Annotated in this window: 21 protein-coding genes; 5 read left to right on the forward strand and 16 right to left on the reverse strand. The window is 66.9% G+C overall.

Annotation, left to right across the window (positions count from 1 at the left end):
* Nucleotides 1-37: 37 nt before the first annotated feature.
* From sctR to U0034_RS13235, 8 genes are all read right to left on the reverse strand, one after another.
* Nucleotides 38-688, reverse strand: a complete 651-nt coding sequence (gene sctR / locus U0034_RS13200) for a type III secretion system export apparatus subunit SctR (protein WP_085228038.1) — start codon at nucleotides 686-688, stop codon at nucleotides 38-40.
* Between the two features lie 92 nt (nucleotides 689-780).
* Entirely contained in the window at nucleotides 781-1827 is a 1047-nt protein-coding gene (locus U0034_RS13205) for a FliM/FliN family flagellar motor switch protein (RefSeq protein WP_085228039.1), read from the reverse strand.
* Entirely contained in the window at nucleotides 1805-2389 is a 585-nt protein-coding gene (locus U0034_RS13210) for a hypothetical protein (RefSeq protein ID WP_085228040.1), read from the reverse strand. The genes U0034_RS13205 and U0034_RS13210 overlap by 23 nt, the downstream gene beginning before the upstream one ends.
* 2 nt (nucleotides 2390-2391) lie before the next feature.
* Entirely contained in the window at nucleotides 2392-2775 is a 384-nt protein-coding gene (locus U0034_RS13215; RefSeq protein WP_139831164.1) for a hypothetical protein, read from the reverse strand.
* Complete coding sequence (locus tag U0034_RS13220) at nucleotides 2748-4091, reverse strand: EscN/YscN/HrcN family type III secretion system ATPase (protein WP_085228042.1); 1344 nt, start codon at nucleotides 4089-4091, stop codon at nucleotides 2748-2750. The genes U0034_RS13215 and U0034_RS13220 overlap by 28 nt, the downstream gene beginning before the upstream one ends.
* Before the next feature lie 2 nt (nucleotides 4092-4093).
* On the reverse strand, nucleotides 4094-6142 hold the full coding sequence (locus U0034_RS13225; RefSeq protein WP_085228043.1) for an EscV/YscV/HrcV family type III secretion system export apparatus protein: 2049 nt from the start codon (nucleotides 6140-6142) through the stop codon (nucleotides 4094-4096).
* A gap of 13 nt (nucleotides 6143-6155) precedes the next feature.
* Nucleotides 6156-6512, reverse strand: a complete 357-nt coding sequence (locus tag U0034_RS13230) for a type III secretion chaperone SycN (protein ID WP_085228044.1) — start codon at nucleotides 6510-6512, stop codon at nucleotides 6156-6158.
* A 141-nt stretch (nucleotides 6513-6653) separates the two neighbouring features.
* On the reverse strand, nucleotides 6654-7334 hold the full coding sequence (locus U0034_RS13235) for a two component system response regulator (RefSeq protein ID WP_085228131.1): 681 nt from the start codon (nucleotides 7332-7334) through the stop codon (nucleotides 6654-6656).
* A 138-nt stretch (nucleotides 7335-7472) separates the two neighbouring features.
* On the opposite strand from U0034_RS13235, the gene U0034_RS13240 reads away from it, so the two are divergent.
* Genes U0034_RS13240 through U0034_RS13255 form a run of 4 tightly spaced genes read left to right on the forward strand, consistent with a single transcriptional unit; the run spans nucleotide 7473 to nucleotide 10867 of the window.
* On the forward strand, nucleotides 7473-7868 hold the full coding sequence (locus U0034_RS13240; protein WP_085228045.1) for a hypothetical protein: 396 nt from the start codon (nucleotides 7473-7475) through the stop codon (nucleotides 7866-7868).
* The gene (locus U0034_RS13245) at nucleotides 7865-9379 is read left to right on the forward strand and encodes an EscC/YscC/HrcC family type III secretion system outer membrane ring protein (protein WP_233212069.1); all 1515 of its coding nucleotides are present in this window, start codon (nucleotides 7865-7867) and stop codon (nucleotides 9377-9379) included. Before U0034_RS13240 ends, U0034_RS13245 begins: the two co-directional genes overlap by 4 nt.
* A 9-nt stretch (nucleotides 9380-9388) precedes the next feature.
* Nucleotides 9389-10600, forward strand: a complete 1212-nt coding sequence (sctD, locus tag U0034_RS13250) for a type III secretion system inner membrane ring subunit SctD (protein ID WP_085228046.1) — start codon at nucleotides 9389-9391, stop codon at nucleotides 10598-10600.
* Between the two features lie 30 nt (nucleotides 10601-10630).
* A complete protein-coding gene (locus U0034_RS13255) occupies nucleotides 10631-10867 on the forward strand; it encodes an EscE/YscE/SsaE family type III secretion system needle protein co-chaperone (protein ID WP_085228047.1) in 237 nt (78 codons plus the stop codon).
* Nucleotides 10868-10958: 91 nt separating this feature from the next.
* On the opposite strand, the gene U0034_RS13260 is transcribed toward U0034_RS13255, so the two are convergent.
* From U0034_RS13260 to U0034_RS13295, 8 genes are read right to left on the reverse strand one after another with little or no spacing between them, the layout of a single operon-like run.
* Nucleotides 10959-12083, reverse strand: a complete 1125-nt coding sequence (locus U0034_RS13260) for a TyeA family type III secretion system gatekeeper subunit (protein ID WP_102623102.1) — start codon at nucleotides 12081-12083, stop codon at nucleotides 10959-10961.
* Nucleotides 12080-12739: a hypothetical protein gene (locus U0034_RS13265; RefSeq protein WP_102623101.1), complete on the reverse strand. Its 660-nt coding sequence runs from the start codon at nucleotides 12737-12739 to the stop codon at nucleotides 12080-12082. The genes U0034_RS13260 and U0034_RS13265 overlap by 4 nt, the downstream gene beginning before the upstream one ends.
* Nucleotides 12736-13332 carry a type III secretion system domain-containing protein gene (locus U0034_RS13270; protein ID WP_085228049.1) on the reverse strand — a complete coding sequence of 199 codons (597 nt, stop codon included), beginning with the start codon at nucleotides 13330-13332 and terminating at the stop codon, nucleotides 12736-12738. Before U0034_RS13270 ends, U0034_RS13265 begins: the two co-directional genes overlap by 4 nt.
* Nucleotides 13329-14057, reverse strand: coding sequence for a type III secretion system inner membrane ring lipoprotein SctJ (gene sctJ / locus U0034_RS13275; RefSeq protein WP_085228050.1), 729 nt, complete (start codon nucleotides 14055-14057; stop codon nucleotides 13329-13331). Before sctJ ends, U0034_RS13270 begins: the two co-directional genes overlap by 4 nt.
* Nucleotides 14054-14395, reverse strand: a complete 342-nt coding sequence (sctI, locus tag U0034_RS13280) for a type III secretion system inner rod subunit SctI (protein ID WP_085228051.1) — start codon at nucleotides 14393-14395, stop codon at nucleotides 14054-14056. The genes sctJ and sctI overlap by 4 nt, the downstream gene beginning before the upstream one ends.
* 13 nt (nucleotides 14396-14408) lie before the next feature.
* A complete protein-coding gene (locus U0034_RS13285; RefSeq protein WP_085228052.1) occupies nucleotides 14409-14708 on the reverse strand; it encodes an EscG/YscG/SsaH family type III secretion system needle protein co-chaperone in 300 nt (99 codons plus the stop codon).
* A gap of 5 nt (nucleotides 14709-14713) precedes the next feature.
* Nucleotides 14714-14929, reverse strand: a complete 216-nt coding sequence (gene sctF, locus U0034_RS13290) for a type III secretion system needle filament subunit SctF (RefSeq protein WP_085228053.1) — start codon at nucleotides 14927-14929, stop codon at nucleotides 14714-14716.
* Between the two features lie 15 nt (nucleotides 14930-14944).
* A complete protein-coding gene (locus U0034_RS13295; protein WP_085228133.1) occupies nucleotides 14945-15727 on the reverse strand; it encodes a helix-turn-helix transcriptional regulator in 783 nt (260 codons plus the stop codon).
* Nucleotides 15728-16005: 278 nt separating this feature from the next.
* On the opposite strand from U0034_RS13295, the gene U0034_RS13300 reads away from it, so the two are divergent.
* Nucleotides 16006-16365 carry a hypothetical protein gene (locus tag U0034_RS13300; protein WP_085228054.1) on the forward strand — a complete coding sequence of 120 codons (360 nt, stop codon included), beginning with the start codon at nucleotides 16006-16008 and terminating at the stop codon, nucleotides 16363-16365.
* Nucleotides 16366-16383 lie beyond the last annotated feature (18 nt).

A 16383-nucleotide genomic window follows, 5' to 3' on the forward strand; every position in this document is an offset into this window, starting at 1 on the left:
TTCCTTCGCGCCCCGATGGCGCAGTGAGGGGCCTGGCTCAGGCGAACGAGAGCAGCAACTGACCGATCAGCTTTTGCCAGCCGTGCATGAGCACGAACACGAGCAGCTTGAGCGGCAGCGAGATCGTGATCGGCGAGACCATCATCATGCCCATGGCGAGCAACACGTTCGACACGACGAGATCGATGATGATGAAGGGCAGGTAGAGCAAAAGCCCGATCTTGAACGCCTCTTTCAACTGACTGACCGTGAAGGCCGGCAGCAGCACGAGCAGTGACCGATCCGAAATCCGCGCGCGGTACGGCGCGGGCCATATTCTGTTGCCGATATCGGAAAAGAACCGGATCTGGTCGGGTTCGGTGTTGCGCTCGAGGAACGCACGGTAGGGCGCGAGCACGCTCGATTCGGCCTGCCCAGTGAAGTCGCTCGCCTGCAATTCGAGCGGGTGTTGCGCGAGGTTGTCGTGAACCTGGAGCCCGACGGGAGCCATGACGAACACCGTCAGTATCAGCGCGAGGCCGTAGAGGGCGAGGTTGGGCGGCACCTGCTGCGTACCCAGGGCGTTGCGCAGCAGGGAAAAAACGATGGCGAGCTTCAGGAACGCGCTGCCGAGCACCACGAGGAGCGGCAGAATCGAAAGCGCGAAGAGCAGGACGACCAGTTGCAGCGGTTGATTCAGCAATGCCACAGAAGCTCCGGATGGCGCGAAAGGCTTGGCCATTGTGAGGTCGCACCGCGCGTGCGCGTATCCGGCGAGTACCTGAAACGATGCCGCCGCGCTCAGAGCGTCTCGATTCGCGCGGCCAGATGCCCGTCGATGTCGAGCAACGTGGCGCGCGCGATCACGCGTGGACCGACTCTCAGCGTCACCCACTCGTCGATGCTCGCCAAGCCCGTCAGCAAGTCGCCGGGCCGGAGCGCGGCGAGCTCGGTGACGGGCAGATCGAGGCCCCCGACCTCTGCCACTATCCGCACGAGCGGCATGGGCGGCATGCCCGCGGGTGCCGATGCCGGCCCGGGCTCGTCCCCGGGCGCAGGCGCGGCCACGGGCGCAGGCTCGACATCGAGCCAGTCGTCGAATTCGTTCATGCATTCCTCGATCGAAAAGGCGCCGGCTTCGCGCCGGCGAATGCGTGCGAGCGGTGCCGGACAAAAGAGAGCGAACTCGCCTTGTGCAACGTCGTATGCACGGCGCAGCACGAGCGCGTCGCCCACGCGCAGATTTTGTGCGGCCGTCCCGGGCACGCCGCTCCAGCCCGCGACGAGGCTGGCGCGGATGCGCGGGACGGCAGGCGGTTCGCCGGCCTCGCGCGCGTCGCCGGCGGCAAGCGCATCGCCCGAGGCCGATGCCAGCCGATCGGCAAGCGCCTCGAGCCAGTTGAGCGGTGCCTCCAGCACCCGCGCGTCGAGGCGGCGTTCGCCGTACGTGCTCGCCAGCCACCAGCCGCAGCGTCGCCCGGCACGGCCGCGGCGCGCATCGATGCCGACCGGCCAGGGCACGGCGGCCTCGCTGTGCGCGGAAGCGGTGAGCGCCTCACCGAACGTCTCGAACGTCCATGCGCAGAGAAGCGGGTGCAGCGCCTCGGGAATCTGAGAGACGTCCGCCACGCTCAGCATCGGCGCCAGCCAGCCGCACCATTGCCGCGCATCGACCCACAGCCGCACAGGTGCGCCCTCCAGCATGCCGCACAGCGTGACGCCGCTCTCGCCGCCCGCGTCGCGATAGCCGAGCGCAAGCGCGTGCTCGCCCGTCTCCACCCGGAGTCCCGCGCCCACTTTCCGCAGCAGGCGCGCTTCGTGCGAGTCAAGTCTGGGCAGGCCGATCATCGAGATACTCCACCGATACCGAGGCGTTCAACTTCGCGGCGAGATCGGCTGCGAGGCGCATGGCCCGACGGCGCGCATCGGATTCGTCGGGTGCGAAGGGGGCGAAGGGTGCATAGCGGGCATTGGGTGCATCGAGAGCATTGGCCCCGCCCCGTGCGGCGAAGCGCGGCGTGAGCCTGACGTCGATCGCCAGTTGTCCGCCCTGGCGTCGGACTTCGAATTCGGAGCCGGCGAGCGGGCCGTTCGTCAGCCGTACCTTGAGCGCATCGGCACCGGCGTCGGGCGATGCGGCGCCACGAGACGACAGGCCGGGCCGCGCGGTCTGCTCGCCGGCGAGCGCGCAGGCCAGCGCGTCCTCGATCGATTCGCGCATCGGCTGCCCGAAGGCATGCCCTCCGTGGGCATCGTCCGGGGCGGCCGGCGGTTGCGCGCGTTCGAACAGCGCGCGAAAGCCGCGAGCCTGATCGTCGGCGGGGCGGTCGCGATCGCTATCGTTGCCGTTGTCGCGCGAGATGCCGGCGATTCGGGCAGCGGCGCGCCCGACGGGGGGAGAAAAAGGCATGATCACTCCAGCAACAGCTTCAGTTTTTCCTGCGAGTTGACCGCCTGACGCAGCCGCGCCTGCTGGCGGCTGCGCTCCTCGGTCAGCGCCTGGCGCTCGGCCCGGATGGATTCCAGCCGCTCGGCGAGGGCCTCGTCTTCCAGGCGATACTCGCCGAGTTCGATTTTCAGGTCCCGCAGCGTGTTCTGATCGACGACGGCCCGCAGTTCACCGCGTTCGCGCCACGCTCGCCATAGTTGCGAGCGACTGCGCGCGATGCCGGCCTGCTCCTCGTCGAGTGCCGCCCGCGCGCGTGCGAGCGCCGCGAGCGCCCCGCGTGCCTTGCGCTCGCGCCGTGCCTTGAGCGAGCACAGCGCAGTCATAGTGGACCGTTCACCGTCTTCCATAGCATCGAAAGCGTATCGTCGAAGTCGTTGATTTCCCGGACCGGCTGGCAGAGAAAGGCGCGAATCGCATCCTTGCGCGCGAGCGCCTCGTCGGCCTCCGGATCGTGGCCCGCCTGATACTCGCCCACACGCACGAGCAACTCGATTTCGCGGTAGCTCGCCATCAGGCGGCGCAGGCGCCCGGCAAGCCGGACCTGCTCGGCCCCGGCCACCTGCGACATCACGCGGCTCACGCTTGCACCGACGTCGATCGCGGGATAGTGATCGCCCTCGGCGAGCTTGCGCGAGAGCACGATGTGGCCGTCGAGAATCGAGCGAACCTCGTCGGCAACGGGCTCATTCAGATTGTCGCCCTCGACGAGCACCGTATAGATCCCGGTGATGCTGCCTTTGGCGGCCGGTCCCGCCCGCTCGAGCAGCTTGGGCAGGCGCGCAAAGAAGCTCGGCGGATAGCTGCCCGCCGCCGGCTTCTCGCCCGCGGCCAGACCGATCTCGCGGCTCGCGCGGGCGAAGCGGGTGAGCGAGTCCATCATCAGCAGAACGTCCATGCCCTGGTCGCGAAAGTGCTCGGCAATGGTTGTCGCCGTGTAGGCCGCTTTCAATCGCTCGAGTGCCGGCCGGTCGGAGGTGGAGACCACCACCACACTGCGCTTTCGCGCCGCTGCGGACAGCGTGTGCTCGAGGAATTCGCGCACCTCGCGGCCCCGCTCGCCGATCAGTGCGAGCACGATGACATCGGCGTTCGTACTGCCGTCGCAGATCATGCTGAGCAAGGTGCTCTTGCCGCCGCCCGCGGCCGCGAAGATGCCGATGCGCTGTCCGCGCCCGCAGGTGAGCAGGCCGTCGATCGCCCGCACGCCGAGCGGCAGCGGCGTGTCGATGACAGGCCGCGTGAGCGGGTCGGGCGCCGCGCGCTCGAGCCCGCGCCATTCGCAGTGGCTGGGCGGCGCTTTGCCGTCGAGCGGCCGGCCCAGGCCGTCGATGACCTTGCCCAGCAGAAACGGGCCGACCGCCACCTCGTGGGGTTTGCCGAGCGGCTCGACGAGGCTGCCCACGCGCATGCCGGTCGGCTCGGCGAACGGGGAGAGCAGCGCCGAATGCCCTGCGAGCGCGACTACTTCCGCTTCGACACCCGAGGGCAGCAGCCGGCAAAGCTCGGCGAGCCCGGCGCCGGGCAGCGAGGCACGCACGAGCGTCGGGCCGATCTCGGTGACTCGGCCGAACACGCGCGGGCCCCTGCCGCGAGCGGGAGCGGCACAGGCCCGCATACGGGCGGCGAGCAGGGAGGCGAGGTGCGATGGGTCCGGCAGGCGCATGGTCATTGCTCCCCGATCAGCTCGATGTTGCCCAACACGCGCAGTTCCGCTTCGTCGCCGAGCTCCTGGAACGACAGTACCGGCACGCCGAAGAAGTCGCGCTCGATCAGCTTGCGCAGGAAACGTCGCACGTCGATGGCCGTCATCAGCACGACATTGCCGCCTTCGGCCCGCTCCAGCGCGCGGCGCACCTGCTCGGCGATCGCTCTCGTTTGCTCTGGCTCCAGTGCCGAGTACGACCCCGCCGAGGTTTGGCGGATCGACTCGCGAATCATGCTTTCGATCGAATCGCCAATGAGCCAGCCATCGATCCATGGGCGCCCGGCACGATGGCGAATGGCGATATGGCGACGCAGCGCGAGGCGCGCATACTCCGCGAGCATCAACGGGTCTTTCTCTCGCGGGGCCCATTCGATCAGCGCCTCGAAGATGCTGCGCAAATCGCGGATCGAAACGAGTTCTTCGACGAGCCGCCTCAGCACATCGGAGATGCGCCCGATCGGCAACTGCCGCTGCACTTCCTTCACGAGTTCCGCATAGCGGCCTTCCATGGCGTCCATGAGGAACCGCGTTTCCTGCACGCCGATGAATTCGGCCGCGTGCCGATCGATGACGAGCGACAGGCAGTAGCCGATCCGGGCGTCGTCTTCGTAGAAGGTCGTGCCGAGCGCGGCCAGCGTGTCGCGATGCGCGGCCTCGACCCACTGCAGCGAGAGGCCGCCGAACGGCAGTTTTTCGATGCGCTCGGCCTGCGCCAGCGGCGCGGCACCCGTGCCGACGAGCAGCCGGCCCGCGGGCATCGAGAGGTTCAACACCGGCTCGTCGTAGAGCAACACCTGAAGCGTCGAGGCTTCGAGTGAGGGATCGGCGCGCACGGCGATCTCGGGCAGTGGAATGCCGAGCGAATCGAATTTGCCGGCGCGCACCATGCCGAGCGCGTCGGCATAGCCGTCGCGGCGTGCGAGATCGGGCGCGATGGCGAGCGTGAGCGGCGTGGCCCCGGGCGTCATCGCGGCCGTGCCGCCATGCGCGGCATGCGGCTCGGCACCCCCCGCATCGGCCGACGTGCCCGTTCCTGTATGGCCGCGCTTGCGCATGAGCCACGCGCAGCCGAATACCGCGGCCGAGAGCAGAAGGAAGTAGACGATCGGAAAGCCCGGAATCAGCGCGAACACGATCAGAACGGACGCCGCCAGCGTGAGCGCCCGCGGCTGCCGGCCGATCTGCTGCGCGAGATCCGCTGCGAGATTGACGCGCTGCTCGCCCGGTACGCGCGTGACGACGATGCCGGCCGTGATCGAGATCAGCAGGGCGGGAATCTGGCTGATCAGGCCATCGCCGATCGACAGGATCGCATAGGTCGACATCGCTTGCGACGCGCTCATGCCGTGCATGAATACCCCGATCGCGGTGCCGCCGACGATATTCACGAGGATGATGACGATGCCGGCGATCGCGTCGCCCTTGACGAACTTCATGGCGCCGTCCATCGCGCCGTACAGTTGGCTTTCCTTTTGCACGAGGCCGCGCAGGCGTTTGGCCTCGTGTGCGTCGATGACGCCGGCGCGCATGTCGCCGTCGATGCTCATCTGCTTGCCGGGCATGCCATCGAGCGAAAACCGGGCGCCCACTTCCGCCACGCGCTCGGAGCCTTTCGTGATCACGATGAACTGGACGATGGTGATGATCGAGAACACGATGATGCCGACGGCGAGGTTGCCGCCCACGGCAAAATTGCCGAACGTGTAGATGATCTCGCCGGCATCGGCCTGCAGCAGAATCAGCCGCGTGGTGCTGATTGTCAGCGCGAGCCGATAGAGCGTGGTGATGAGCAGTACCGACGGAAACGCGGAGAACTCGAGCGGCTCCCGAATGTAGAGCGCCATCATGAGCAGCACGATGGCGATCGTCAGATTCAGCGCGATCATGAGATCGACGAGCCCCGTCGGCAGGGGCACGATCATCATGAATACCGCGACGAGCAACATGACGGCGAGGACGATGTCCTGCCGGCCGGCCGCGAGCTGGAGCCATTGCGTGAGCCGCTTCATCCGCGCCCGTCCGTCATCCGTTCGCATCCAGCAGCCGGCGCATGGCCTTGTAGCAGCGCATCCAGAGCCGGCTGTCGCTGTCGGGCGGCGGGGTACACGTGAGCAGTTGCATGTCGCGCACTGTGTAGGCGCGCACGGGGATGCCCTGAAGCAAGCCGGGATGGCAGGCCGCGAGCATTTTCGCGAGCGTGCCGCTCGCGTTCCCGGCGCACACTCGGCGCGCGAGCGTGAGCCACAGGCGGTCTTCGATGACCTCCAGATAGAGGCGTAGCGGCGGCAGCGCGAACTCCATGCGCGGCTCGACGCGCACGAGCGGCAGGTCCACGAGTCGCGCGAACTGCTCGAGCCGGCGCTGCGTTTGCAGATTCAAAACGTGCTCTCCTATCGGGGCTTGCCACGGCTCGATGCGGCGTGGCAAGGAGCGATCTTCGCCGAAGCGGGGCCGCCCGCACATCGGGCGGCAACCCGAGTTCCAGGCGCGTTCCCAGGCCGGCGGCGGGCGCGAACAGGCCTAGGCCGCGCTGGTCAGCACGAGCCCGAGCCGGTGTGCCCAGTTCGTGAGCTCGACGGCGCTGTGAACGTCGAGCTTGCGCATGAGGTTCAGCCGGTGCGTCTCAACGGTCTTGATCGAGATGCAGAGCTTCTCCGCGATGCCGCGGTTGCGCTCGCCCTGCGCGATCAGCTGGAGCACCTGGCGCTCGCGCGTGGTCAGCGTGCCTGCCGCTTTGCCGGGTGCCTGCCGATGAACCGAGGTGCGATCGAGCGCCGGATCGATGAAACACGTGCCGCTTGCTGCTTCGTGCAGCGCGCGCAGCAGCGTCTCGCCGGAGCCGGCCTTCAGCACGTAGGCGTTCGCCCCGGCCGCGATGGAATCGCGTGCCCGCGATTCCGACACATCGGCGGTCAATATGACGACGATCAGCTGCGGCCATCTGCGCTTGAGCATGTAGATGACTTCGAGCCCGTTCATGCCCGGCAGGCCGAGATCGAGCAGCACGATGTCGGGCCTGAGCAGAATGCAGGCGGAGTAGACGGCGAGACCATCGTCGACCTCGCCGACGATGTCGTAAGGGCGATCGTTACTGCGCAGCGCGGCCTTGATGCCCTCTCTCAGGAGCGCGTGATCTTCGACGATGAGCACGCGGGACGCGCGCGGCGGCTTGCGGGTAATGGAATTCGGCGTGATCTGCATGGTGCCCTCCGAGCAGTGACGTGTGAAGCGGCTCTTGTCGGGTCGCTTTTGTTTTTGCCGCATCTTCAGGTTATTGCCGTATCGTCAATCGGAAGTCCGATGGCGAGAATGCGATTATTCGTAAGACAGGGATTTCCCATGAAGCCGCCGGCCTTGCTTTCCCGAGTAGAGTCGATCTCCCGATGCGAGCGCCGCGGCGCCTACTGGATGCTCGACATCGCCGGTACCGCGGCGTGGTATCGCGACTTTGCGGAGGGCGCGTGCATCGCGATGCGCGTCGACTATCCGCTCGGAGACGGCGATCGGATTGTGCGGGCGGCGCTATGGATAGCGTCCGTACGCGAGGGAATCGACGATGGCCTGCTGCTCGAAGACGAGCGGCTCTGGTTCGCCCGCCGGTACGCTTACGACGCTGCGTGTACGCAGACGCAGGCCGCGCTTGCTCAGCAGCTCGCGGTCGTGCGCTGGCTGGGCATCCGGTGTGCCCGATCGGATGCGATAGCGAGAGCCGGCGCGGCGGGAGTGTGGGCGTGATCGTGCGCCGTTGGACGGCGGGTTGCCGGCTCGTGGCTGCGGCCGTCGCGTTCGGCCTCGAGCTCGGCCTCATGTGCGCCGCGCACGCGGCCATTCCGACGCACGGCGCCCCCGCCTTTTTCTTTTCGACGCGCGGCGCGCGGCTGCCCGAAGTCCTGCGCGATCTCGGCGCGAACTACGGTGTGCCGATCGTCGTGAGCCCGCGCGTGGACGGCTCGTTCATCGGCCGCCTCGACGCGCGCTCGCCCGGCGAGGCGCTGGACCGGCTGGCAAGCCTCTACCAACTGGCGTGGTATTACGACGGCCACGTGGTCTACGTCTACAAAGCAGACGAGACGGGCTCGCAACTCGTCACGCCTTCCTATGTGCCCGTCGATACGCTGATGGCGAGCCTGAAAGGCACCGGGCTGCTCGACGGCGGGCGTTGCCTCGCCCGCGCCGTGCCGGGCTCGAGCGCGATACAGGTCTACGGCGTGCCTGTTTGCCTGGAGCGGGTGACGGGGTTCCTGCAGCGCATCGATCAACAGGACCTCGAGCGCGAGCGAAACGAGGAGGGGATCGAACTCTTCAAGCTCAAATACGCGAGCGCGACGGACGAGACCTATCGCTACCGGGGGCAGCAGATCGTCGTGCCCGGCGTCGTCTCCGTGCTCAACCAGATGGCGCAGGGGCGCACGCTCGGTGCGACCGGGGAGCGCAGCGGGGCTGCTGTCTCGAATGGGGCCGTGCTGCCCACGTTCGCGGCCGACGAGCGGCAAAACGCCGTGATCGTGCGTGACAAGAAGATCGATCTGCCGCTTTATGCGAAGCTCATCGGCCAACTCGACCACAGGCCGAAGCTCGTCGAGGTATCGGTGACGATCATCGACGTGGACGAGCAAAACCTCAATCAGCTCGGTATCGACTGGTCCGCGACGACTCGTATCGGCGGCGGATCGATTTCGTTCAATGCGGCTGGAAGCGCGAGCGACTTTTCGACGATCGTCGGCGATACGGGCAATTTCATGGTCCGGCTGAGCGCGCTCGAGCAGAACGCCAAGGCACGCATCCTCTCGCGCCCCTCCGTGCTGACGGTCGACAACATGCAGGCCGTGCTCGACAAGAACATCACCTTCTATACGAAGCTCGTCTCCGAAAAAGTTGCCAAGCTCGAATCGGTTTCCACCGGTGCGCTGCTGCGCGTCACGCCGCGCGTGATCGTCGAAGGCGGGCATGAGGAGATCATGCTTTCGCTCGATATCGAAGATGGTCGGCAGACCGATCCGATCAGCCGCCAGGAGCCGCTGCCGCAGACGCTCGATTCGGAGATCGTGACGCATGCCATGCTCAAGCCCGACCAGGCGTTGCTGCTCGGCGGTTTCGTGCAAGGCGAAGAGAGCGAAGGCACGCGCAAGATCCCGTTGCTCGGAGACATTCCGATCCTCGGCCGACTTTTCGGCACCACGCAAAAGACCAACCGGCATTCCGTCAGGCTCTTCCTGTTGCAGGTGCAGCCCGTCAACCAGTCCTGACAGAAAACGATGGAAGGTCAATACAAGCTCAAATGGCTCAATGGCCTGCTGGCGGGGCGTGAACTCCTCTTGCCGGCGGGCGAGCTTTGCCTCGGCGCTGGCGAGGCGGATGTCGCCGTGGCGTTCGAAACCGATGGCGAGGCGGTGCTCTGCGTCGACGACGATGGCGTGCACATCCGTTCCGCGTTGCCCGTCTGGGTCGAGGGCACGCGTTGGGACCTCGCACAGCGCCTGCCGCTGCATGCGCCCGTCGATCTCGGCGGCCAGGCTTTCGTGCTCGGGCTCGCCGCCGATACGATCGTCTCCCGAAGCGTGCCGGAACGGGCATCCCGCGCACGCGGGCGCGCCTCGCCGGTCCGCTGGCGCCTTTCGTGCCTCGCTGCGTCGTGCGCCGCGCTCGGCGCTGTCGTGCTGCTTTATCCGCAGACCGCGCGGCAGCCCGATGCGGCGAATGCGAGCCGTACCGACATGCGGCAATGGGAAACGGTTCCCGGCGTGCACGTCGCAACGAACCCGGACGGTGTCGTCGTCCTGTCAGGCTACTGTGCGCGCTCCGCGGACATCGATGCGCTGCGCAGGCGCCTGACCGCGTCCGGGCGGCTCGTGCGCGACGACACGGTCTGCACGGACACGCTGCTCGCGAGCGTGCGCGAAGTCCTGCTGTCGAACGGCTACCGGGATGCCGGCGTCGAGCCGGGTAATGGTGATGGTACAGCCGTGATCCATGGCGATTTCGCGGCCGATGCACGCTGGCGCTCGACTGCGGCTCAGCTGGCCGCGGTTCCCGGCCTGCGCGGCTGGTCGATCAGCGACGATCGCGCGCAGGCGTTCGATGCCCTTTTGCGGACGCTTGCGGCCAGACATCTGCTGGACGGCGTGAGCTTGTCGGTCTCGGGCAGCACGCTCATGGCGAGTGGGCGCCTGCCGCCCGGGACGGTCCGTGCGCTGAACGACACGCTTGCGGCCTTCAACGCGGGGGCGCCGGCGCTGCGCGCCCAGTTTCACGATCTGCCGCCGGCGCCGCCCGCGGCTGGGCTCTTGCCCGCGGCGATCGTGAGCCTCGGCGGAAACGTCGATTCGCCGTTCGTCGAACTCGCGAACGGCATGCGCCTGCAGCGCGGCGCGGTGCTGCCGAGCGGGTTCGTGGTCTATGCGCTCGACGACGCCTATCTCGCGCTGCGCAAGGGCCAGCAACTGATCGCGGTGCCGCTCGGGCTTTGATGCGCAGCGGCGTGGAAGAAAGGAGGCGGCATGGCCCGGATCACCTACCTCGAAGAGATGCTTGGCCGCGACCCGGCGAGGCGCGCGTGTGGCGAAATGGTGAAACGGCTGACCGACCAGGAGGCTGCCTTGCGCACGGCATTGCGCACGCCCCGCGGCGCGCGGGAACATGCTGCACTGCTGCGTTGCGAGCGGGCCTGTGCGAGCGCGCGTATCGTCGTGGAGACGCTGTGGGCCCGCTACCACGGCGGCGAAGACATCGAATAGCCGTATCGAACAGGGCAGCATGGCGGGCGGCGGGGCGCACCTGCGGCGCACGATGGTGCCTGTTCGAGGCGGGCAGCCGGGAGCCGGAAGCTCAGCCCTCGCGCGCGTCGAGCATGTCGAGGCATTCCAGAAAGGCGCCGAGCATCATGTCGCGCTGGTCTTCGTCCTGAAAGCAGTCGCCCGGCAGCAGCCTGGCGATATCGGCGAGGCGCTGCACCATCAGTTGCACGGGAACGCTTTGCGCAGCGAGCACGCTTGCCTGCTCCTCGACCCATCCTCCGTCGATCCACGACTGATCGACGGCCTCGATGAATATCCGGAGCACGGCGTCGCCGTCGAGCGCCGCGTCCGGCATCGCTCGCGCGAGCCGTTCGCAGTGATCCTCGATGCTGAGAAACTGCACGATTCGCTTCAAGTCGCCGATCACGGCGGCGAGTCGGGTGTCCGTGGCCGGGCCCTCGGCCGACAGTTCGAACGCGAGTGCGCGAATGAGCGTCTTGAGCTTGCGTTTGCGCTCGTGCAGGGCCTGCAGCTGCGCGAACCATTGCGCAAGGCGCGGCCGCTGGTCGGCGGCGCGCTGATACAGGCGCCGCAGCTGGGCGAGCTCGCCGCGGGTGGCGGCGCCGAACTCCAGGCGGCCGAAGAGCAGCAGCACCCAATCCTCGCTGTCCAGCACGGTCGAAAGCGCGTCGTCGAGCCGCCGGCGAGCGGCGTCGGAGAGGCCGCCGTTCTTCAGCCGCGCGCCGAGCAGCAGCGCCATCTCGCCCGCGTCGAAGCCGGCCCTGCGCATTTCGTCGTAGGGCGCGGGCGACCGCTCGATTTCGGGCACGCGGGCATGAAGCGCCTCCGCCTGCTCGACGGCGATGTCGCCGAGCTTGCCGAGCATGACCTTCGTGCGGGCCCGATCGATCTTGCCCTCGCGCAACGCGCGTGTGCGTGCCCCCATGGCGAAGCCGATGTCCTCCATCGTCGCGAGAAACGATTCGCTGTCGATGCCGCTCGTGCTGAGCTCGATCGCTTCGAGTTCGAGCAGATTCGTGCCCCATTCGCTTCGTGCCATCTCGAGCGCCGATCCGGCCGGGAAGATCTGAGCCGCGGTGGCGTCGCCGTCGGCGTCGACGGTGCCGGCGGCCTGCGCCGACTGGGCGGCCTGGGCCGAGGTCTGGACGGACGCGGGTGCTGCCTTCGGTGCGACAGGCGAAATCTTGTCGATCATGGCGGATCCTCTTCTCCCGTGGGCTGTACGAGGCGGCCGAGCACTGACCGCAGGTCGGCATCGATGTCGAAACTCACGCTCACGAAGGGCGTGTCGAGCACCGCATGGGCCGCGTCGAGCGAGGCGTCGGCGGCGACTTCGACGTTTGTGTCGGCGCACGCCCGCGCGACGGCCTCTCGAACGTCCGGCGCGACGCGTATCGTCAGCTTTCCGTGGGCGAGCCATCGCGGCAATTGAGCGCGGATCTGACGCATCAGCAGGTCCGCGCTGTCCTGTTGATACAGGAACGCCCCGAGCGCGTCGCAGACGAGCTCGCGAAGGCGTCTCTCGACGCGCGCCGCGATTGCTTCTTCGAGCGCGGCTTCCTCGACGCACCATTGCACGGTCTCGTCGATGAGTGCGCGCCGGCGCGCGGCGAGCGTCTCGTCCGCGTCGGCGAGCCCCTCTTCGTGTGCGCGTGCGCGGATGCGCCGCGCCTCGTCCTCGGCCTCGCGCAGCGCCTCGTCGGCCGCACGGACGATCGCGGCGGCTTTTGCGTGGGCCTGCTCGACGATGGACGCCGCATCGAAGTAGCGACGCACGACGTCGGCGGAAATCACAGGCTCGGGCGGCAGCGGACCGGCCAGCCGCGTGATGCGGATCGGCAGCTCGTTCATAGGAATCGCGACAGTCGAAGGAGCCAATCGGCGGCATTGTCTTCCGGTGCGGCCGCGCCGGCATCGTGCGGCGGCAGCAGCGTGCCGAGCAGTTGCGCGGTCAGGTCGGCGTGCCGGCGCGCGGCGCACTGCCACCATTGGGTGCCCGCGGCGAACGCCGCGTCGACGAGTGCTGCGGGCCCTACGACGGGCGCTTGCGCGTCCCAGCGGCGGCAGATGGCAAGCAGCTGATCGCAGGCCTGACGGTCCATGTATGACGCGAGCGCGTCGCGATGCGTCCTCATGACGAGGTGCTCGGGGCATGCGAGCGCCACGATGCCGAGCGCGACGATCAACGCCTCGAAGCGCGGCTCGAGCGCGAAGAGTGCGCGCGAGCGCTCGTCCGGCTCGCTCTCGAGCGGCGCGCAGGGGAAGCCCCGGCGGGCCACGATGAGCCGGTCGAGCGGATCGCGGCATGCGCGGCGTCGGGCGTAGTCCGCCTGCCACGCTTCGAGCGAGAGGTGCGGCCACCATGCCTGGTGCATGCTCGCGCCCGGGCGCCAAGCGAGTTCGTGCATGCGTCGGAGGACCGGATCCACGGCACAGGTGCTCATTCCGTTTTGCGGCTCCTGGCTCTCAGAAAGAGGACCGCACCGGCGAGCAGGGCGCCGAGCGCGAGCAATGGCACCGAAAGCCAAAGGGCCGGATGCGACCGCGCAGCGGCGGTGGTGGGCGAGGCCGCCTGCGGCGCGCTGAGGTATTCATAGTCTGTGCGCTGCATCACGACGGTGACGTTTTCGGGCTGCAGGCCCGGTACGCCTTTGACGACCAGCTCGCGAATCTGCGCGAGTCGTGCCTCGAGGTTGCGAGCGGGGCTGTACTTGATGAAGACCGACGCAGAGGGGATCGGCGGATCGTAGCGTCCCGTGCCGGGCGTTTCGGCGATCGTCACCTGCGCCTCGATCACGCCGTCCATGCTCAACAGCATTCGCTGCAGCTGCTGCTCCTTGAGGAACGTGATCTTTGCCTGCTCCTGCGCCGGCGACGTGACGAGCTGCCCCGGCGGGAACAGATCCTCGATCGTCGCGAGGTGCCGGGACGGCAGTCCGTTTTGCCGGAGCAACTCCACTGCGTCGACGAATTGCGATCGGTCGACGACGATCGTGGCCGTATCGCCTTTCGTCGTCTGCTTTTCCGCGTCGATGTGCCGGCGCATCAGCAGCGCGAGCATGCGGTTCGCTTCGGCTTCGGGCAGGTTGCCGTACAGCTCCATCCTGCAGCCGCCGAGCAGGGCGGCAACGAGCGCGAGGCAGGCGAGCCGGGGCAGTCGCGGCGTCATTGCAGGTTCGAGAGCTTGTTGATGCCCTGCGAGATCGCGCCTGCCGTCTTGGCGATCACGTCCACCTCGATCACCGAACGCAGCAGGCTCGACTGCGCCTGCAGCATGGCATCCGGCCCTTGCATCGCAAGGCCCGTGTCGCGCACCGATGCAAGCGAGGCATCGATTTTCCTGGCGCCTTTTTGCAGAGCATCGGTTGCGATGTCTTCCGGCAGCCGCTCGGCATCGCCGAAGAGCGCTTTCGTGAATGCCTCGATGTCGGCGGCGGATGGTGCTGGCTGCACCTGGCCCGCGGTGCGGCGCACGAGGCTGGCGGCAACGGTCGGATCTATTTCCATCTGAGAGAGGCTCCTAGCGAATGATGCGCCGAGCGCCGGTGGCGACGGGCGCGCGAGAGGTGGCAGCGGGCGCGGGCTGCAGCAGCGTGCGCAGCAATTGCGCTTCGCTCGATGAATCGGCTTGCAAGAGTTTGGCCGCCGCGTCGCGTTCGCCTAACCCGATGAGGATGGCCGCGTCGAGCAGTCTGCGCAGCTCGGGTGCGGCAACGAGGTCCGGCAGCGCATCGCGGATCGCGCGCGCTTCGGCGAGCAGGCCGTGATTGACGGCGGCGAGGCCGGCTTCGACGATGAGCTGGCGGGTTTCTGTATTCATGGAAATCAGATCTTCTGGATGATGCCTTGCATCATGTCTTTGATCGCCTTCAGCACGGCGCTCTGGTAGCCGATGAAAATCGAGTACTGCTGAATGGCGAACTGCGCCTGCAGCATTTTTGCGGGATCGGTCAGATCGGCCGAGTTCATTTTCGACTGCACCTCCTGCCCGGCCTGGGCCGCGATCTGGGAGAGTTCGTTGTTGACGACGTCGACGTCCATGTCCTGCCTTGGGTCTTATGCGATTGAGGGGGGATACGGGATCGGGGAACGCTCGCCGGGCTCGCGCTCACCGGCGCGGTCGTCCGGCGTCCGCCTTCTCGCCTCGCGCAGCCGAAGCTGCGTGGGGTTGCACAGATATCGCTTGCGAAAGCTGTCGGTGAAATGCGCGTGATTCGAAAAACCGCACTCGAGTGCAATGTCGAGCACGCGGTTCGAAGTGGTCAGCAGCATGTCCCTTGCGTGAGACAAGCGCTTTTCGAGCAGCCACCGCTTGGCCGAGACGCCGTATTTCTGCTGGAACAGCAAATTGAATTTGCGTAAAGGCATGTCGAACTCACGCGCGAATCGTTCGACGGACCATTGATTGAGGCAATTGGCCTCGATGAATTCGACGAATTCGGTGTCGCCGGCCATCGAATATCGCGCGAGCGCCGAGAAATAGCGGCGGTCCCATGCGAGGCAATAGGAATAGAGGAACCGCAACAGCTTGTCCGGTGCCGCGTGGGTCAGCAGCACGAGCGTCGCGATGACGCCCTCGGAAGCCGTGACGATACGAACGGGCGCCGGCAAAAAGCGTAGCTCGTGCGTGTCGTCGAGCAGGTCGACGATCTCCGGATGGAGACGCTGGAAGTCCGCCGAACGGAAATCGTTGACATACGCGTGGTCGCCGCAGCGCTCGGCCTGGACCACGGCATCGCCGCGGGTAACCGCAATGCCATGGGCCGGGATTCGATACTCCGCGTCGCGCACGAGCACGCGGCAGGGATCTTTGCCATAGAGAAAGCGTACTGGTTGCATGAAACGTGGGCCCCGGGCATCGCCAGATTGTCCAGCCGCAATCGTGAGCGATCGTGCGCGGCCCCGGTATCGGGCAGGCACCTGAAGCGGCGTCACGTGCGCTTCGCTGGCGATATCCGCAGCGCAATCGTCGATGCGCAAAAAACGCAAAAAGCGCAAATCGCCGCGCGCTTTTTGGAAGCCCCGGCGGCGAGGCATCCCTACGATTCGGTACGTCGACTCGCTGCCATTCATGCGGTGCAGTCGGACCCGATCGAAATATTTGGCCGAGGGCAAACATGGAAGAGAGCCGGACATTCAGGGAAGTCGTTACCGATTTCAAGCAGCAGGAGATGTCCTTGAAAAAAGAGGCGCGCGCTTTCGCACAGTTGCAGCACGAAATCGCGGCGCTGCGCGAGCGGGCGGATTGCGACCCGGAGGCCCGCAAGAAGCTGGCGCGGCTCGATGAGTTCATGAGCTCGGGCGGCCGGCAACTGGAGGCTCGGATCGGAGAGCAGGCAAAGAAGATCCAGAGGATTTTCATTGGAGTTGCGGATCAGTTCGCCGAAATGATCCCAAGCGGCGGTGCCGATCGCTCGGACGGGGACGCATCGCCGAAACGTGTGGCTGCCAAAAAGGCGGTTCGCAAATTTGCTTAACTTGATAACAGGAGTAAA

It is taken from the genome of Trinickia caryophylli, from assembly GCF_034424545.1.
GTDB classification, from domain to species: domain Bacteria; phylum Pseudomonadota; class Gammaproteobacteria; order Burkholderiales; family Burkholderiaceae; genus Trinickia; species Trinickia caryophylli.

Excerpts from the sequence above, each read along its gene's own strand:
- U0034_RS13215 (WP_139831164.1), bottom strand. The coding sequence starts at position 2,775 with ATGGAAGACGGTGAACGGTCCACTATGACTGCGCTGTGCTCGCTCAAG.
- sctD (WP_085228046.1), top strand. The coding sequence starts at position 9,389 with ATGGAAGGTCAATACAAGCTCAAATGGCTCAATGGCCTGCTGGCGGGG.
- U0034_RS13300 (WP_085228054.1), top strand. The coding sequence starts at position 16,006 with ATGGAAGAGAGCCGGACATTCAGGGAAGTCGTTACCGATTTCAAGCAG.
- sctJ (WP_085228050.1), bottom strand. The coding sequence starts at position 14,057 with ATGACGCCGCGACTGCCCCGGCTCGCCTGCCTCGCGCTCGTTGCCGCC.
- U0034_RS13255 (WP_085228047.1), top strand. The coding sequence starts at position 10,631 with ATGGCCCGGATCACCTACCTCGAAGAGATGCTTGGCCGCGACCCGGCG.
- U0034_RS13225 (WP_085228043.1), bottom strand. The coding sequence starts at position 6,142 with ATGAAGCGGCTCACGCAATGGCTCCAGCTCGCGGCCGGCCGGCAGGAC.
- U0034_RS13220 (WP_085228042.1), bottom strand. The coding sequence starts at position 4,091 with ATGCGCCTGCCGGACCCATCGCACCTCGCCTCCCTGCTCGCCGCCCGT.
- U0034_RS13285 (WP_085228052.1), bottom strand. The coding sequence starts at position 14,708 with ATGAATACAGAAACCCGCCAGCTCATCGTCGAAGCCGGCCTCGCCGCC.
- U0034_RS13260 (WP_102623102.1), bottom strand. The coding sequence starts at position 12,083 with ATGATCGACAAGATTTCGCCTGTCGCACCGAAGGCAGCACCCGCGTCC.
- U0034_RS13265 (WP_102623101.1), bottom strand. The coding sequence starts at position 12,739 with ATGAACGAGCTGCCGATCCGCATCACGCGGCTGGCCGGTCCGCTGCCG.
- U0034_RS13240 (WP_085228045.1), top strand. The coding sequence starts at position 7,473 with ATGAAGCCGCCGGCCTTGCTTTCCCGAGTAGAGTCGATCTCCCGATGC.
- U0034_RS13210 (WP_085228040.1), bottom strand. The coding sequence starts at position 2,389 with ATGCCTTTTTCTCCCCCCGTCGGGCGCGCCGCTGCCCGAATCGCCGGC.
- U0034_RS13295 (WP_085228133.1), bottom strand. The coding sequence starts at position 15,727 with ATGCAACCAGTACGCTTTCTCTATGGCAAAGATCCCTGCCGCGTGCTC.
- U0034_RS13235 (WP_085228131.1), bottom strand. The coding sequence starts at position 7,334 with ATGCAGATCACGCCGAATTCCATTACCCGCAAGCCGCCGCGCGCGTCC.
- sctI (WP_085228051.1), bottom strand. The coding sequence starts at position 14,395 with ATGGAAATAGATCCGACCGTTGCCGCCAGCCTCGTGCGCCGCACCGCG.
- sctF (WP_085228053.1), bottom strand. The coding sequence starts at position 14,929 with ATGGACGTCGACGTCGTCAACAACGAACTCTCCCAGATCGCGGCCCAG.
- U0034_RS13205 (WP_085228039.1), bottom strand. The coding sequence starts at position 1,827 with ATGATCGGCCTGCCCAGACTTGACTCGCACGAAGCGCGCCTGCTGCGG.
- U0034_RS13270 (WP_085228049.1), bottom strand. The coding sequence starts at position 13,332 with ATGAGCACCTGTGCCGTGGATCCGGTCCTCCGACGCATGCACGAACTC.